This is a genomic window from Frateuria terrea, from assembly GCF_900115705.1.
In the GTDB taxonomy this organism is placed as follows: domain Bacteria; phylum Pseudomonadota; class Gammaproteobacteria; order Xanthomonadales; family Rhodanobacteraceae; genus Frateuria_A; species Frateuria_A terrea.
Map to the genome: position 1 here is coordinate 133,269 of NZ_FOXL01000008.1, position 15,568 is coordinate 148,836.

The 15,568-nt window shown below is 69.5% G+C and carries 13 protein-coding genes and 1 riboswitch; of the genes, 7 read left to right on the forward strand and 6 right to left on the reverse strand.

Annotated elements, in window-relative coordinates:
- The first annotated feature begins 134 nt into the window (after window positions 1-134).
- The 4 genes from lexA to BMZ38_RS14770 all read left to right on the forward strand — a co-directional run bounded on the left by lexA (window position 135) and on the right by BMZ38_RS14770 (window position 6,184).
- Window positions 135-740 carry a transcriptional repressor LexA gene (gene lexA, locus BMZ38_RS14755; RefSeq protein ID WP_091339348.1) on the forward strand — a complete coding sequence of 202 codons (606 nt, stop codon included), beginning with the start codon at window positions 135-137 and terminating at the stop codon, window positions 738-740.
- A 151-nt stretch (window positions 741-891) separates the two neighbouring features.
- Entirely contained in the window at window positions 892-1,566 is a 675-nt protein-coding gene (gene imuA, locus BMZ38_RS14760; RefSeq protein ID WP_091339351.1) for a translesion DNA synthesis-associated protein ImuA, read from the forward strand.
- A 9-nt stretch (window positions 1,567-1,575) separates the two neighbouring features.
- On the forward strand, window positions 1,576-2,979 hold the full coding sequence (locus tag BMZ38_RS14765; RefSeq protein ID WP_091339354.1) for a Y-family DNA polymerase: 1,404 nt from the start codon (window positions 1,576-1,578) through the stop codon (window positions 2,977-2,979).
- 115 nt (window positions 2,980-3,094) lie between these two features.
- Window positions 3,095-6,184 (forward strand): error-prone DNA polymerase, encoded by a 3,090-nt coding sequence (locus BMZ38_RS14770; RefSeq protein WP_091339357.1) that lies wholly within the window; start codon window positions 3,095-3,097, stop codon window positions 6,182-6,184.
- A 25-nt stretch (window positions 6,185-6,209) separates the two neighbouring features.
- On the opposite strand, the gene BMZ38_RS14775 is transcribed toward BMZ38_RS14770, so the two are convergent.
- The 4 genes from BMZ38_RS14775 to metX all read right to left on the reverse strand — a co-directional run bounded on the left by BMZ38_RS14775 (window position 6,210) and on the right by metX (window position 10,289).
- A complete protein-coding gene (locus tag BMZ38_RS14775; RefSeq protein WP_091339360.1) occupies window positions 6,210-6,872 on the reverse strand; it encodes a UdgX family uracil-DNA binding protein in 663 nt (220 codons plus the stop codon).
- A 112-nt stretch (window positions 6,873-6,984) separates the two neighbouring features.
- Entirely contained in the window at window positions 6,985-8,058 is a 1,074-nt protein-coding gene (locus tag BMZ38_RS14780) for a homoserine dehydrogenase family protein (protein ID WP_091339364.1), read from the reverse strand.
- A complete protein-coding gene (metB, locus tag BMZ38_RS14785; protein WP_091339369.1) occupies window positions 8,055-9,257 on the reverse strand; it encodes a cystathionine gamma-synthase in 1,203 nt (400 codons plus the stop codon). Before metB ends, BMZ38_RS14780 begins: the two co-directional genes overlap by 4 nt.
- An 18-nt stretch (window positions 9,258-9,275) precedes the next feature.
- Window positions 9,276-10,289 (reverse strand): homoserine O-succinyltransferase MetX, encoded by a 1,014-nt coding sequence (gene metX / locus BMZ38_RS14790; protein WP_091339373.1) that lies wholly within the window; start codon window positions 10,287-10,289, stop codon window positions 9,276-9,278.
- A gap of 79 nt (window positions 10,290-10,368) precedes the next feature.
- A riboswitch (SAM riboswitch) is annotated at window positions 10,369-10,484 on the reverse strand.
- A gap of 310 nt (window positions 10,485-10,794) precedes the next feature.
- Between metX and BMZ38_RS14795 the strand changes: the two genes are divergently transcribed.
- Entirely contained in the window at window positions 10,795-11,511 is a 717-nt protein-coding gene (locus tag BMZ38_RS14795; RefSeq protein WP_091339377.1) for a 2OG-Fe dioxygenase family protein, read from the forward strand.
- 52 nt (window positions 11,512-11,563) lie between these two features.
- Here the strand turns inward: BMZ38_RS14795 and BMZ38_RS14800 are convergent, their stop codons facing one another.
- Complete coding sequence (locus tag BMZ38_RS14800) at window positions 11,564-12,355, reverse strand: hypothetical protein (protein ID WP_175483751.1); 792 nt, start codon at window positions 12,353-12,355, stop codon at window positions 11,564-11,566.
- A gap of 195 nt (window positions 12,356-12,550) precedes the next feature.
- On the opposite strand from BMZ38_RS14800, the gene BMZ38_RS14805 reads away from it, so the two are divergent.
- Window positions 12,551-13,216: a M24 family metallopeptidase gene (locus BMZ38_RS14805; RefSeq protein WP_091339379.1), complete on the forward strand. Its 666-nt coding sequence runs from the start codon at window positions 12,551-12,553 to the stop codon at window positions 13,214-13,216.
- A gap of 52 nt (window positions 13,217-13,268) precedes the next feature.
- Here BMZ38_RS14805 and BMZ38_RS14810 read toward each other — a convergent pair whose 3' ends face one another.
- Window positions 13,269-13,709, reverse strand: a complete 441-nt coding sequence (locus tag BMZ38_RS14810; protein WP_091339382.1) for a hypothetical protein — start codon at window positions 13,707-13,709, stop codon at window positions 13,269-13,271.
- 170 nt (window positions 13,710-13,879) lie between these two features.
- On the opposite strand from BMZ38_RS14810, the gene BMZ38_RS14815 reads away from it, so the two are divergent.
- Window positions 13,880-15,481 (forward strand): peptide chain release factor 3, encoded by a 1,602-nt coding sequence (locus tag BMZ38_RS14815; RefSeq protein WP_091339385.1) that lies wholly within the window; start codon window positions 13,880-13,882, stop codon window positions 15,479-15,481.
- The last annotated feature ends 87 nt before the right edge of the window (window positions 15,482-15,568 follow it).

Consider the following 15,568-nt stretch of genomic DNA (forward strand, 5'->3'; position numbering starts at 1 on the left):
TGAAGTCCATCACGGGCGCATTGCAATCCCTTGGGCCTTCACGCTTTCGGCAAACCGCCGGATTCCCCTTAACGAAATGATGCCAAAAGCACGCCCCTGCCGCGACCTTACCTCATGTACTAATATTAGTAACCATGACCCTTACGCCTACCCGCCAGGCCCTGCTCGACTTCCTGCGCCAGCACATCGCGGCGCATGGTTGCCCGCCCTCGCAGCTGCAGATCGCCGCCGCACTGGGCCTCAAGCAGAACCGCTCCGCGCGATTGCACCTGGAGGCGCTGGCGCGCGAGGGCTACGTCGAACTGGTGCCCGGCCAGGCCCGCGGCATCCGCCTGCGCCAGCCCAAGCCGGTGCCGACGCTGCAGGTACCGTTGCTGGGTCGCGTGGCGGCAGGCCGGCCGATCGGCTCGGACGCCGAAGTACGCCGCGAGGTCGCGCTGGACGCTTCGCTGTTCCGACTCAAACCGGACTACCTGCTTGAAGTGGTCGGCGAGTCGATGCTGCTGGACGGCATCCTCCCTGGCGACCTGATCGGCGTACACCGCACCCCCGAGGCGCGCCATGGCCAGACCGTGGTGGCGCGGCTGGAAGGCGAGTTCACCGTCAAACGGTTCGAACGCGGGAACGGCCGCATCCGCCTGCTGCCGCGCAACCCGGCCTACGCGCCGATCGAGGTGGATCCGCGCGCCACCGACTTCGCCATCGAAGGCCTGTTCGCCGGGCTTGTGAGGCCCGGCTGAGGAAAACGGCCAGGCCGCCATAACCAACTCCCCCTCCTCTACGGTGAGAGGGCCGGGGTAAGGGACCAAGGCCGGCCCCGCACCTCGCCCCAAGCGAAGCAAGACGCACCATGAAGATCAACATCGCCATCGACCGTTCCGCAGCGCGCACATGAGCAACGTGGTCGCCCTCGATCATCTGTTCGACGCCCGCCGCCTGTGGCGTGGCCAGCCGCAGGCGCGCCCGCCTTCGCGCCAGCCGACCGGTTTTCCGCTGCTGGACGCGGCGCTGCCCAGCGGCGGCTGGCCCGAGGCCGCGTTGAGCGAAGTACTGCTGCCCCTGGACGGCATCGGTGAACTGACCCTGCTATGGCCCACGCTGGCACGCCTGACGCACGCCAGTGGCCTGGTCGCACTGATCGCTCCGCCCTACCTTCCCTTCCCCGCCGCCTGGGCCAACGCCGGCGTCCGACTGGATCGGCTGCAGGTGGTACGTGCCGAGCCGCGCGACGCGCCCTGGGCGGCCGAGCAATGCCTGCGCTCGGCCGCCTGCGCCGCCGTGCTGTGCTGGCCGCAGCAACCGGACGACCGCACACTGCGGCGGCTGCAACTGGCGGCGGAAGCCGGGCAGTGCCTGGGACTGGCGATGCGCCCCGCATCGGCCGCCGCCCATGCCTCGCCCGCCGCGCTGCGTTTGATGCTGGAAACGAACCCCGCGCGCCTGCGCGTGCTCAAGTGCCGCGGCGGCAATCCGCCGGCGCAGCCGTTGTCCTGGCCGTTGCCGGCCGGCCCATCCCCCGCACCGATCCCGGACAGCCCATCCGAGGCCGTTCCGGATCGCGCCTGAGGCGCGCGCATGTTGTGGGCCTGCATCCTGTTGCCGCAGCTGGCGCTCGACGGCGTGCTCCGCCGCCATGCCACGCCGGACGAGCCGCTGGTGCTGGTCGATGGCCCCTTGCAGCGGCGCATGCTGCGCGCGGTCAACGCCGCGGCCAAGGCGGCAGGCCTGCGCGCCGGCCTGCCACTGCCCACCGCGCAGGCTATCTGCGCGCGCTTTGCCGCAGTCGAGCACGATCCGGCAGACACCGCCCGCTGGCACGACTTCCTCGCTGCCTGGGCCTATCGCTACGGCGCGCAGGTCAGCCGGCAAATGCCCGCCTCGCTGCTGGTCGAGGTAGAAGCCAGTTTCCGCCTGTTCGGCCAGTGGCCGCGGATGGAAGCCATGATGCGCGAGGAACTGGTCGCGCTCGGTTTCCGCCATCGCATCGCACTGGCGCCCAACCCGTGGGCCGCGCGTGCGCTGGCCGGCGTGCACGACGGCCTGGCGATCACCCACGATGCACCGCTGCGCCAGGCGCTCGGCCAATTGCCGGTCGAACGCGCGGGACTTCCGCCCGAGGCCGCCACCAGCCTGCGTCGCATGGGCCTGCGCAAGCTTGCGCAGATCTACGCATTGCCGCGCGCGGCGCTGGCCCGGCGCGTGGGCACCGACACCCTCGACCAGCTCGATCGCCTCGCCGGCACGCTGGCCACGCCGCTGGACTGCTACCAGCCGCCGGATCATTTCCAGGCGCGCATCGAGTTCAACTACGAGGTCGGCGCCACCGGGCAGTTGCTGTTCCCCTTGCGCCGAATGACCGGTGACCTGGCGGCCTATCTTGCCGGCCGCGACGGCGGCGTACAGCGTTTCGTGCTGAAGCTCGAGCACGAGCGCGGCGCCGCCACCGAAGTGCCGGTCGGCCTGCTCGCGCCCGAACGCGATCCGGCCATGCTGTTCGAACTGGCCCGCGGCCGGCTCGATCCCGTGCAACTGGCCGCGCCGGTGCGTGCACTGCAGCTGATCGCGCGCGAGCTGCCCCCGTTCGTGCCGTCCGGCCGCGATCTGTTCGACGTGCGCCCGCAACAGGCGGTGCCATGGGAGCAGCTGCGCGAACGCCTGCGCGCGAGGCTGGGCGACGCCGCCGTGCACGGCCTTTCGATCCACGCCGACCACCGCCCCGAACGCGCCTGGCGCGACCATGGCGACAGCGCCGAGGGCCCGCCATTGCCGCGCCCCGGCTGGTTGCTGCCGCAACCGATCCCGCTGCGCGAGCGCTCGCCACGCATCCTGGCCGGCCCCGAGCGCATCGAAAGCGGCTGGTGGGACGGCGACGTGCGGCGCGACTACTACGTCATCGAAACCGCTGCCGGCCAGCGCGCCTGGGCCTACTGCCCGGTCGGCGAGCGCGAGGGCTTCATGCTGCACGGGTGGTTCGCATGAACGGGCCTTTGCTCCCTCTCACCCGGCCTCAATCAAGGATGGGAGAGAGGGCCGGGACGAGGGGCTGGGGCTCGCCTCAAGACTTGTTCCTACGATGCGTAGAAGGATGGCGACCATGACCTTCCCCGCCTACGCCGAACTCCACTGCCTGTCCGCCTTCAGCTTCCAGCGCGGCGCCTCGCTCGCCATCGAGCTGTTCGAACGCGCCAAACAACAGGGCTACAGCGCGCTGGCGATCACCGACGAATGCACGCTCGCCGGGATCGTGCGCGCGCTGGAAGCCTCGCGCGAAACCGGCATCGAGCTGATCGTCGGCAGCGAGTTCCGGTTCAAAGACGGTCCCAAGTGCGTGCTGCTGGTGGAGAACCAGCAAGGCTACGCACGGTTGTGCCGGCTCATCACCGCCGCGCGCCGCCGCGCGCCCAAGGGCAGCTACGAATCCTTGCGCGAAGACGTGGGCGAGACCGAAGGCCTGCTCGCACTGTGGTTGCCCGGCCCGGAGCCGGACGAACGCGAAGGCGCCTGGCTGAAAGCACGTTTTCCCGGCCGCTGCTGGCTCGCGGTCGAGCTGCACCGCGGCCCCGACGACGACGCGCGCCTGGCCGCCCTGCGCGCCCTGGGCGAACGCCTGGCGCTGCCGCTGGTCGCCAGCGGTGACGCGCACATGCACGTGCGCGCCCGGCGCTCGCTGCAGGACGTGATGACTGCCATCCGCCACCACACCACCGTGGCGCAGGCCGGCCATCGGTTGTTCCCCAACAGCGAGCGCCACCTGCGCACGCGTCGCGCGCTCTCGGCCATCTATCCGCCTGAACTGCTCGCCGAGAGCGTGGCGATCGTGCAGCGCTGCACGTTCAAGCTGGAGGACCTCGACTACACCTATCCGCACGAGCTGGTACCGCAGGGTCACACTCCGGCCAGCTGGCTGCGGCAGCTGGTCGAGGAAGGTGTGCGCTGGCGCTGGCCGGGCGGTGCGAAGGACGAGTGGCGCACGCAGATCGAGAGCGAACTGGCCCTGATCCGGACCAAGGCATACGAATCCTATTTCCTCACGGTGTACGACATCGTGCATTTCGCGCGCTCGAAGCAGATCCTCTGCCAGGGCCGCGGCTCGGCAGCCAACTCGCTGGTCTGCTTCGTGCTGGGCATCACCGAGGCCGATCCGGAAACGAGCAACCTGCTGTTCGAACGATTCATCTCGGCCGACCGCGACGAGCCGCCCGACATTGACGTCGACTTCGAGCACGAGCGCCGCGAAGAAGTGCTGCAGTACGTGTTCGACCGCTACGGCCGCGACCGTGCCGCGCTCACCGCGGTGGCCACCGAATACCGTGGCCGCGGTGCGGTCCGCGACGTCGCGCGGGCGCTGGGCATGTCGCCGGAACTGGCTGGCGAGCTGTCCGCCACGCTGGATCGCTGGAGCGGCGAGGTGCCGCCGTCGGACCGCCTGCGCGAGCGCGGCTTCGATCCGCACGCGCCGCTGATCCGCCAGGTGCTCGTCCTTACCGCGCAGCTGATCGGCTTTCCGCGCCACCTCTCGCAGCACCCGGGCGGCTTCGTCATTTCCGAGCATCCGCTCTCCACCCTGGTGCCGGTGGAGAACACCGCGATGGACGGCCGCACGGTGATCCAGTGGAACAAGGACGACCTGGACACGCTGGGCATGCTCAAGGTCGATTGCCTGGCGCTGGGCATGCTCACGGCGCTGCGCAAGACCTTCGACCTGCTGAAGGGGAACGGCCGCGGCGACTACACCATCGCCGGCATCAACAAGGACCACAAGGACGACCGGCCGACCTACGAGATGATCGGCCGCGCCGACACCATCGGCGTGTTCCAGATCGAGTCGCGCGCGCAGATGGCGATGCTGCCGCGCCTGAAGCCGCGCGAGTTCTACGACCTGGTGATCGAGGTGGCGATCGTGCGCCCCGGCCCGATCCAGGGCGACATGGTGCATCCCTACCTGCGCCGGCGTAATGGCGAGGAGCCGGTCGACTACCCATCGGACAAACTGAAGAACGTGCTGAAGCGGACGCTGGGCGTCCCGCTGTTCCAGGAACAGGTGATGCAGATCGCCATGGAGGCCGCCGATTTCAGCGGCAGTCAGGCCGATGCCCTGCGGCGTTCTATGGCGGCATGGAAACGCCACGGCGGCCTGGAGCCGCATCGCGACAAGCTGCTCGCCGGCATGGCGAGGAACGGCTACACGCGCGACTTCGCCGAGCACCTGTTCGAGCAGATCAAGGGCTTCGGCAGCTACGGCTTCCCCGAATCGCACGCGGCCAGCTTCGCCCTGCTCGCCTACGTGAGCAGCTGGCTCAAATGCCACGAGCCGGCGGCGTTCGCCTGCGCGTTGATCAACTCCGCGCCGATGGGTTTCTACTCGCCCGACCAGTTGCTGCAGGACGCCCGCCGCCACGGCATCCGCACGCTGCCCGTCGACGTGCGCCACAGCGATTGGGACTGCACGCTCGAGCCCGAACGCGACGCGCGCCTGCAACCGGCGATCCGCATGGGCCTGCGGCTGATCCGCGGCTTCTCCGAAGCGACCGCCCGGGACATCATGGCCGCCCGCCAGGAGCGCCCGTTCGCCGACGTGGCCGATCTCAGCATCCGCGCGAGACTCGACCGCCGCGACCAGGCCCTGCTCGCCGACGCCGGCGCCCTGCGTGCGCTGGCCGGTCATCGCCATCGCGCGCGCTGGGCGATCGCCGGCGTGGAACCGCAGTTGCCGCTGTTTCCCGGCCCGACGCCCGAGACCGACGCCATCGCGCTGCCGCTGCCTACGCGCGGCGAGGACCTGCGCGCCGACTACGCGCTCACCGGCACCACGCTGGGCCCGCATCCGCTGCACCTGCTGCGCCCGCGGCTGCGCGCGCGGCACTACCGCGCCTCCAACGAGCTGGCCTCGCTGCCCAGCGGCCGGCCGGTGCGCGTGGCTGGCATCGTCACGCTGCGCCAGCAGCCGCAGACCTCCAGCGGCGTGGTGTTCCTGACCATCGAGGACGAGCACGGGCTGACCAACGTGGTGATCTGGCGGCGCGTCGTGCTGCGCCAGCGCCGCGTGCTGCTGGCCTCGCGGCTGCTCGCGGTCGAGGGCCACCTGGAAAGCCAGCACGGCGTGCAGCACCTGATCGCGCACACGCTGGAGGATCTGACGCCGATGCTCGGCGAGCTGGACGTGCGCTCGCGGGATTTCCATTGACAAGCGGACCGCGCCCCGAGCCGCCCTACGCCCATTCCTCCAGCGCGCCGGCGACCGCCCGCAGGTCCGCCACCAGTTCCCCGAACGCCGCGTGTCGCTTCTGCTCCTCGGGCATGCGCAGCACGGCCGACGGATGCCAGGTCGCCAGCCCCTGCGCACCCTCGCCCAGCGGTCGCCATACCCCGCGCTCTCGGGTGATGCGGAAGGCATTGCCAAACATCGTCTGCGCCGCCATCGCGCCCAGCCCCACGACCAGCTTCGGCTTCACCCGCAGCAGCTCGGCGGCCAGCCACATGCGGCAGGCGGCCTGCTCGGCTGCGTTCGCGCGCTTGTGCAGCTTGGCTGTGCCGCGCGTTTCGTACTTGAAGTGCTTGACGGTGTTGGTGAGATAGAGCGCCGAACGATCCAGTCCCGCCTCACCCAGCGCGCGGTCGAGCAGTTGCCCGGCCGGGCCGACGAAGGGCACGCCTTCGCGATCCTCGTGCAGGCCCGGCTGCTCGCCGATCAGCATCACCTGCGCGGCGGCCGGACCCTGGCCGAATACGGTCTGCGTGCCGTAGCGCCACAGCGGACAGGCCCGGCAGCCGCGCGCCTTGTGCCGCAGCGTAGTGAGCGTGCCGGCCGGCACCTCGTCCACCGGCTTGGCCAACGGGACGCCGAAGGGATTGGGTAAGGGACGCGGGGGCATGGCCAGCGGACGCTAGCGGTCGACGGGTGAATCCGCCGGCAAGGAGCCGTTCCAGGCCCGGATCCGCCGGCAATGAGCCGTTGCCGCGCGCAAGTCGAAGGGACCTGCCGCCTCAGACCAACGCCAACACATCCCCCAGCAACGCCTGCGCGGTCACCTCGGGGCCCGCGCCGGGCCCCTGGATCACCATCGGCTGGGTGTTGTAGCGGGTGGTGGTGAGGGCGAACTGGTTGTCGGTGCCGTAAAGCCGCGCGGCCGGATGCGTCGGCGGCACTTCGACCAGCCCGACGCGGGCGCGGCCGCGCTGATTGAGGCGGGCCAGGAAGCGAAGCACGTTGCCGCGCGCGGCCGCCTGTGCATGGCGCTCGGCCAGCGGCGCGTCGAGCTCGGCCAGGCGATCGAGAAAGGCTGCGGTGTCGACCTCACACAGCGCGGGCGGCACCAGGCTTTCCACTTCCACCTCGTCGCTGCCCAGCGCGAAGCCTGCATGGCGGGCCAGGATCAGCAGCTTGCGCGCTACGTCTTCGCCGGACAGGTCCGAGCGAGGATCCGGTTCGGTATAGCCAAGCGTGCGCGCCTCGGCGAGCAAGGCAGAGAACGGGCGGCTGCCGTCGTACTGGTTGAACAGGTAGGACAGCGAGCCGGAGAACACACCTTCGAGCGTGAGCAGGCAATCGCCACAGCCGCGCAGACGGCGGAGCGTGGAAAGCACCGGCAGGCCGGCGCCGACGGTAGCCGCGTCACCATAGCGTGCACCCTGGGCGAGCGCGGCCTGCAGCGCGCGCCAGCCGGCCAGCTCGCCGCCGGCCAGCGCCTTGTTCGCGGTGACCACGTGGTAGCCCTGCGCCAGCCAGGTCGCATGCCGCGCGGCGAGCGTGCTGCTGGCGGTGGCGTCGATGATCGCCCTGACCGGCGCACCACTGGAGTCCAGTGCGGCGAACAGCGCCGCATCGTCGCGCGCCTCGCCCTGGCTGCGCAGTTGCTCGCGCAGGTTGCGCTGGGCCAGCCGCCCGGGATCGGTCTGCTGGCGGCGCGAATTGGCGGCGCCGACCAGCCTGAGCGGCGCGGCGGCCGGCGTGTCGAGCAGCTTGAGCAACGCACCGCCGACCACGCCGGTGCCCAGCAGCACCACGGCAATGGCGGGCGTCGGTTGCGTACGACAACAGTCCGCCAGCACTGCGTTCATGCACTCACCCGGTGTTTGGACGGCTTGGCGGCCGCGGCGCGCTCGAGCGCACGCGAGAGATCCAGCAGCAGGTCGTCGCCATCCTCGATGCCGACCGACACCCGCAGCAGTGTGTCGGCGATGCCGGCGTTGCGCCGCGCTTCGGGCGCCATCGCGGCGTGGGTCATCGAGGCCGGATGGGCGATCAGGCTTTCCACGCCGCCCAGCGATTCGGCCAGCGAGAAGAACTCCAGGCCATCGACCAGAGCGGCGACGTTGGCCTCGCCGCCTTCCAGTTCGAAGCTGAGCATGGCGCCGAATCCCTGCTGCTGGCGCGCGGCCAGCGCATGGCCCGAATGGCCCGGCAGACCCGGGTAATACACGGTGCGTACCGCCGGGTGCATCGCCAGGTACTCGGCGATGCGCAGGGCGTTTTCCTGGTGCTGGCGCAGGCGCACGGCCAACGTGCGCAAGCCGCGCAGGGTAAGGAAACTGTCGAACGGCGCACCGGTCAGGCCAAGGCAATTGCCCCACCACTTCAACTGCCCGGCGACCGCGGCATCGCGCGCCACCACCGCGCCGCCGACCACGTCGCTGTGGCCGTTGATGTACTTGGTGGTCGAGTGCACCACCACGTCCGCACCGAGCGCGAGCGGCTGCTGCAACGCAGGCGAGAGGAACGTGTTGTCCACCGCCAGCAGCGCACCGCCCGCATGGGCGGCCTGCGCCACGTGGCGGATGTCGGTGATGCGCAGCAGCGGGTTGGAGGGGGTCTCCACCCACACCAGCGCCGGCTTGCGCGCAAGACCGTCGGCCAGTGCCGCGCGGTCGGTGAGGTCGACGAACGCGACCTCGAAGCGGCCCTTCTTCGCCCATGCGTCGAGCAACCGCCAGGTGCCGCCGTAGCAGTCGTGCGCGGCCAGCACGAGGCCGCCGGCCGGCACCAGTTCCAGCGCCAATGCCACGGCCGCCATCCCGCTGGCGGTGACCACCGCGCCGGCGCCAAGCTCCAGTTCGGCCAGCGCATTGCCGAGCAGGTCGCGGGTGGGGTTGCCGCTGCGCGAGTAGTCGTACGGCCGCTTGCCGCCTACGCCATCGAAACCCAGGCCTGCGAAGCTGTAGTTGGTCGACAGGTGCAGCGGCGGCACGACCGCGCCGTGCTGCGTATCCGTTTCGATGCCGGCGCGCACGGCGCGGGTGCAGGGGGCCGATTCGCTCATGGGGATTGCTCCGTAGGGTCAGGCCAGCGCGGCGCGCAGCAGCGGCGCGAGCTGGTGGGTTTCCTTGAGGAAGCCGTCGTGGCCGTAGGGCGACTCGAGGACTTCCAGCGTGGTGGGGCCGTGCAGGCGCCGCTGCAGTTCGCACAGGTCGGCCAGCGGTACCAGCAGGTCGGAGGCGAAGCCGACCAGCGTAGAGGGGGTGGGGATACGCTCGGGCGTGACCTCGTGCAGGTCGATCGATTCGGACAGGGCCAGGAAGCGCCGGGCATCGAAACGCTCGACGAAACGGCGACCCTGGTGCTCCAGGTAATCCTCCACCGGCAGGCGAAAACGGCCGCCGCGGAACTCCGGCGCGCCGGCGAAGCGGCGGCCGAACTCCTCGCGGCCGCGGTAAGTGGTCACGGCGAGCTGCCGCGCCAGCGCCAGCGCCTCGTCGGCCTGCCCATGAGCCAGGCCCAGCCGCACGATGCCGCGCTGCACGCTGCGCTGGGCCGAGGCCAGCGGATGCGGGCGGTGCGCGCCAGCCAGCAGCACCAGCCGGTCCACGGCGCGCGGATGGCGCGCGGCGAAGGCGAGCGCCACCATCGCGCCATACGAAGCGCCGACGAAGGCATGGGCGCGATGGATGCCCAGTGCGTCGAGCAGCGCGGCCAGCGCATCGGCCTGGTCCTCGCTGGAAATCGCCTCGACGCCCAGGTCGTCTGCACCGAGCCAGTCGATCGAGAGCACGCGGCAGCGGTCCAGATCGATGGCGGCGCCGCTGTCGACCAGCGCCTGCCACCAGCCCTCCGTGCCATCGAAGGCCGTCACGTCGCGACTGGCGGAAATTCCGCCCTGCACGATCACCGTTGGTGCATCGGCCGCGCCGCACCACAGATAGCGCACGTCGACGCTACGCGCGCCGTGGCCGTACTTCGGGGAAAGCACCAGTTGCCGCGTACTGCGCCGGGACGTGAGGCCACCCTTGCGCGCGTCCACCCACGGCAGCGGGGCGACGGACGAGGTGGACAGTGGCTGCAGCTGGGCGGTCATGCGGTTCTCCGTGGCATCGCCCGCGGGAACCGGAAAGGTCGCCACCCCTCGCCGACGGTAAGCCGTCGGCGACGAATCGCGCCCATCTCTCGGTGGCGCTCACGCGCCCCGCAGGAATTGGCACCGTGGCGGGAACGCTTCCCGCAGGTTGCCCCGGCATCAAAGGGCCTATCCCTCCGCCGGTCTCGATGAGTGGGGTGGATTCTGGTCGTCCCGCACCTTCGTGTCAATAGACGTCTAGACGTCTGGATGTCCTTTGCGCATTCCTCAACCTCCGCCCCTCCCATCTCCGAGGACAGGGCTGCGGCGAAGGGCGGCCCCTGCGGCTGGCCTGCCACAGAACGAAAGAGGGGCCACGCTGTATCAGTAAGCTTCTCCGCGAGCCCGGGCCCCTCACCCAACCCTCTCCCCCGGAGGGAAAGGGCTCCAGATCGGCCTCCCGCAGGGAGAGGGCTCGGGGTCGCGCGCGGGCGTATGCTGTGGCCCCCTCCCGCGCGCCCCATCCATGACCACGGCACTCCCAGCGCTGTACGACCAGCTTCGCCAGGATGGCTTCGCCTTCGCCACCGCCGACACGATGCGCGATCTGCTCGATGCCGCCACCCTGCCCGACTGGGCAACCTTCACCGCCAGCTGGGACACGCTCGCGCCGGATGCCTACCTCGCCTCGGTCGGCCGCCACCGGCGGCGGCGCCATGCGGTGTTCGCGGCCGATGCGCAGGGCGTCCGCCGCGAACCGGACCAGCCGCACTACCAGAGCAAGACCTACAACACGCTGCAGGGCGACATCGAGCGCTGGTTCGAGCCTATCGTCGCCGACGGCCCGAGCCTGCGCCGCATCCTCGGCTTCTGCCACGGCTTCTTCGGGGGGCTCGCGCCGCAGGTCGATCGTTGGCGCGTGGAGGTGCACCAGTTCCGCATCGAGGCGCGCGCCGACGAGGCCGGCGAACCCACGCCCGAAGGGGTGCATCGCGATGGCGTGGACTACGTGCTGGTGCTGCTGGTCGACCGGACCAACATCGAGAGCGGCACCACCACCATCCATGCCCCCGACGGCCGCCTGCTCGGCAGCTTCACGCTGGTCCATCCACTGGATGCCGCGCTGGTGGACGACGCACGCGTGTTCCACGGCGTCACCGCGGTGACGCCGAAGAATCCGAGCCTGCCCGCCCATCGGGACGTGCTGGTGGTGACGTTCCGCGCAGATGCTACCGGCGGCTGAAGGGAGCTGCACCAAGGCGCGGCGGCAAGCGCCGCGCTTTGCCGCCGATCGATCACTGCTTCATCGCCACGAATGACATGGTCGTGCCGCGCAGCTTGTTGTCGATCGCCACATCCATCGTCTTGCCGTCAGGATGCAGCGTCATGGTGGCGATGCTCACCACCTTGCCGTCGCGCTTGTCGGTTTCCACGTAGCGGTGCTTGCCGCTCTTGCGCACGCTGACGCTGTTCACGCCCGGATCGCCCTTGAATGGCGCATCGGTGCCATCGAGCCTGGCCGTGTACGACTGGCCGGTCGGGCTGTGCATGCTCAGCGTGTCGCCGTCCTGTTTGAAGCTCATCGTGAGCGCGTTGTCCGACATGCTGTTGATGTGTCTGGTGCGCCATGAACCGGACAGCGCGTGCGAACCGGCCGGGCCGGCGGCCACGCGGGTCATGCTGCCCTTGCCGGTGACCGGTGCGCCCTGGCTGGCGCTGCTGTCGCTGAACTCGAAGGTGGCGCTCTTGCCGTCCGGCGCCACCGTCGTGGTGTCGGTGGCGACCACCTTGCCGTTCTTCTTGTCGGTTTCCTTGACGGTGTGCTTGTCCACCACCTCCACCGCGATCGAATCGAAGTAGGGGTGGCCGCTGACTGGCTGATCGGTGCCGTCGGCCCTGACCTTGATCGGCGGTACGCAGGTCTTGCACTGGAACATGCCGTCCTTGAGCACGAGCACGTCGGGCTTGGTCGGAAGATGGACTTTGCTCATGTCGATCTTCCAGGTGCCGTCGATGGGATTTTGCGCAAACGCGGCGGCAGGCACCAACAAACCCGCCAGCACGCCAGCCAGCATTGCGGTTTTCATGGCCGATACTCCAGAGGTTGATTATGGCCGGGGTCGCTTCCCGCCCGCCCCTGTCGACCTCATCCCGAACCCGGCGCGGGCACGCTACGCCGGCGCCTGCTAACGGCGGATCAAGCCGGCGTCACGCACAGGCGAACCACGGGCGTGCCGCGCGTGCTCCTGCCATGATGGCTGCCCTGCCCCAGGACATCGCCCATGAACCAGCGCGAAGCCGTCGGCGAACGCTTCGATTCCTCCCGGATGCAGCACGCCCGCACGCAGTGCTGGGCCGCCCTGCGTGGCATCCGCGAGCGCATGCGCCCGGGCATCAGCGAAGAGGAAGCGAAGGTCCAGGCCATGCAGGTGTTCGAGGAACTGGGCGTGGAACGGCTATGGCATCCGGTGGTGATCCGCATCGGCGCGAACACGCTCAAGACCTACCGGCAGCGCTCCGATCCCTCGGTACGGCTGGGCGAGAACGACATCTACTTCATCGACCTGGGCCTGGTTTTCCGAGGCCACGAAGGCGACGTGGGCGATACCTTCGTGATGGGCGAGGCGCCGGAGCGGCGCGCCTGCGCCGAGGCCGCCCGCAAGCTGTTCGACGAGGTGGCGCAGGCCTGGCGCACGCAAGGCCTGGATGGCCGCGCGCTGTACGCCTTCGCGGTCGAACGCGCCGATGCCATGGGTTGGCGCTTCAACCACGCGATCAAAGGTCACCGCCTGGGCGACTTCCCGCACGCCGTGCACAAGGCCGGCGACCTGGGCGACCTCGAGGGCACGCCGTCGCCGGGCCTGTGGGTGCTGGAAATCCAGATCGCCCACCCCACCGAGCCCTTCGGTGCGTTCTACGAGGACCTACTGGGCGCCCCCAGCCGGTGACCCGAAAGGCCTCACATCGGCGAGGGCCTTTCGGTGATGCAGAGTCGGCGCTCTATTTCAGGATCAGCTCGCGGATCAACTGGCTGCCGAGCAGTTCGCGCATCGATTCACGGTCCATGGCGGCCTTGTCCTGCGCCTGGAGCGAACCCATCACTTTCGCGCGAATGGCATCGGCCTCGTCGGTGCGATCGAGCGCCGCCATGTTCGGATAGGTCACCGCCAGGATCAGGTCGGCGTCCTGCGGCGTCCTTGGCTGGGCCTGGTAGACCGAGTAACCGGTGATCAGTCCGGCTTTGATGCTGGCCTCCATCGCCGCCTTGTAGGGGCCGTCCAGGTATTTCATGTAGTTGTGGAACTGGCCGGGCTTGACCTTGATGAAGCTCACCTGCCTGACCGGCCCCTCCCTGTACGGCTTGGCCTCTTGCGCGAAAGCCGAACCCATTACCGCGGACAGCATCATCAACGACGCGAACAGCATGGCGACACGTTTCATGGCCCACCTCCTTGCGACAGGGCGCGCACGCGTATGCGGCGCGCGCGCGACGCTACGCCCGCTGGCTGTTGCGCACGTGTGAACGCCATGTGGCGGTCGCCCGTGCTCCCGGCGGGCGGCAGGTCCGATCCGGCTACAATGGGCGGTTCAAATCCCGCTCCGACGCCCGCATGTCCTCGCACGCCCAAGAAACCCGCCGCCGCCGCACCTTCGCCATCGTCAGCCATCCTGACGCGGGCAAGACCACGCTGACCGAAAAGCTGCTGTTGTTCGGCGGCGCGATCCAGATGGCAGGCAGCGTCAAGGGCCGCAAGGCCGCGCGGCACGCCACGTCCGACTGGATGGCGCTGGAGAAGGAACGCGGCATCTCGGTCACCTCCTCGGTGATGCAGTTCCCCTACGAGGGCAAGATCGTCAACCTGCTCGACACGCCGGGCCACGCGGACTTCTCCGAGGACACCTACCGCGTGCTCACCGCGGTCGATTCTGCGCTGATGGTGATCGACTGCGCCAAGGGCGTGGAAGAGCGCACGATCAAGCTGATGGAGGTGTGCCGCCTGCGCGACACGCCGATCATGACCTTCATCAACAAGCTCGATCGCGAGGGCCGCTCGCCGATCGAGCTGCTGGACGAGGTCGAGTCGGTGCTCGGCATCGCCTGCACGCCGGTGACCTGGCCGATCGGCATGGGCAAGCGGCTGAAGGGCGTGTATCACCTGCTGCTCGACGAAGTGCACGTGTTCGAGCTGGGCAAGAACTTCACGCGGCAGGACTCGACCATCTTCAAGGGCCTGGACGCGCCCGGACTGGAAGCGGCGGTCGGCGCCGACATGCTGGCCGAGCTGCGCGACGAGCTGGAGCTGGTGCAGGGTGCGTCCAATCCGTTCGACCTGGAGCAGTACCAGGCCGGCAAGCTGACGCCGGTGTTTTTCGGCTCGGCGGTGAACAACTTCGGCGTACAGCTGCTGCTGGATTTCTTCGTCGAGCACGCGCCCGGGCCGCGCCCACGCGCCACGCTGGGCCGCGAGGTGCAGCCGGAGGAGGAGAAGCTGACCGGCTTCGTGTTCAAGATCCAGGCCAACATGGACCCGGCGCACCGCGATCGCGTGGCCTTCATGCGCGTGTGCTCGGGCACCTACTCGGCCGGCATGAAGATGATCCAGACGCGCACCGGCAAGGAGGTGCGCATCGCCAACGCGCTGACGTTCATGGCATCGGATCGCGAGATCGTCGAGAGTGCCTACCCCGGCGATGTAATCGGCCTGCACAACCACGGCACCATCTCGATCGGCGACACCTTCACCGAGGGCGAGCCGGTTTCCTTCACCGGCATTCCCAACTTCGCGCCGGAGCTGTTCCGCCGCGCCCGCCTGCGCGACCCGCTGAAGATGAAAGCCCTGCAGAAGGGCCTGGCGCAGCTGTCCGAGGAAGGCGCCACGCAGTTCTTCCGCCCGCTGATGAGCAACGACCTGGTGCTGGGCGCGGTGGGCGTGCTGCAGTTCGACGTGGTCGCTTACCGATTGAAGGACGAGTACGGCGTGGATGCCTCGTTCGACCCGGTCGGCGTGGTCACCGCGCGCTGGGTGCATTGCGACGATGCGAAGAAGCTGGAGGAATTCCGCGAGAAGAACGCGATGAACCTCGGCATCGACGCGGCCGGCGAACTGGTCTATCTCGCCCCGTCGCGGGTCAACCTGCAGCTGGCGCAGGAGCGCTGGCCGCAGGTGCGATTCTCGGCCACGCGCGAACACGCAGCCTCGGTCGAGGTGTAGCCGGCCAGGCAGGAGGCGCCTCGGGCGGGTGACCTCCTCCACTGGGCACCTGTCCGACGCGCTGCTAGCGTTCCCCTTTCACCACGG

What these genes read in the sequence shown, in the direction of transcription:
- metX (WP_091339373.1), bottom strand. Translation starts at nt 10,289, where the DNA reads ATGACCGCCCAGCTGCAGCCACTGTCCACCTCGTCCGTCGCCCCGCTG.
- BMZ38_RS14765 (WP_091339354.1), top strand. Translation starts at nt 1,576, where the DNA reads ATGTTGTGGGCCTGCATCCTGTTGCCGCAGCTGGCGCTCGACGGCGTG.
- BMZ38_RS14795 (WP_091339377.1), top strand. Translation starts at nt 10,795, where the DNA reads ATGACCACGGCACTCCCAGCGCTGTACGACCAGCTTCGCCAGGATGGC.
- BMZ38_RS14805 (WP_091339379.1), top strand. Translation starts at nt 12,551, where the DNA reads ATGAACCAGCGCGAAGCCGTCGGCGAACGCTTCGATTCCTCCCGGATG.
- BMZ38_RS14815 (WP_091339385.1), top strand. Translation starts at nt 13,880, where the DNA reads ATGTCCTCGCACGCCCAAGAAACCCGCCGCCGCCGCACCTTCGCCATC.
- imuA (WP_091339351.1), top strand. Translation starts at nt 892, where the DNA reads ATGAGCAACGTGGTCGCCCTCGATCATCTGTTCGACGCCCGCCGCCTG.
- lexA (WP_091339348.1), top strand. Translation starts at nt 135, where the DNA reads ATGACCCTTACGCCTACCCGCCAGGCCCTGCTCGACTTCCTGCGCCAG.
- BMZ38_RS14780 (WP_091339364.1), bottom strand. Translation starts at nt 8,058, where the DNA reads ATGAACGCAGTGCTGGCGGACTGTTGTCGTACGCAACCGACGCCCGCC.
- BMZ38_RS14775 (WP_091339360.1), bottom strand. Translation starts at nt 6,872, where the DNA reads ATGCCCCCGCGTCCCTTACCCAATCCCTTCGGCGTCCCGTTGGCCAAG.
- BMZ38_RS14770 (WP_091339357.1), top strand. Translation starts at nt 3,095, where the DNA reads ATGACCTTCCCCGCCTACGCCGAACTCCACTGCCTGTCCGCCTTCAGC.
- BMZ38_RS14800 (WP_175483751.1), bottom strand. Translation starts at nt 12,355, where the DNA reads ATGAAAACCGCAATGCTGGCTGGCGTGCTGGCGGGTTTGTTGGTGCCT.
- metB (WP_091339369.1), bottom strand. Translation starts at nt 9,257, where the DNA reads ATGAGCGAATCGGCCCCCTGCACCCGCGCCGTGCGCGCCGGCATCGAA.
- BMZ38_RS14810 (WP_091339382.1), bottom strand. Translation starts at nt 13,709, where the DNA reads ATGAAACGTGTCGCCATGCTGTTCGCGTCGTTGATGATGCTGTCCGCG.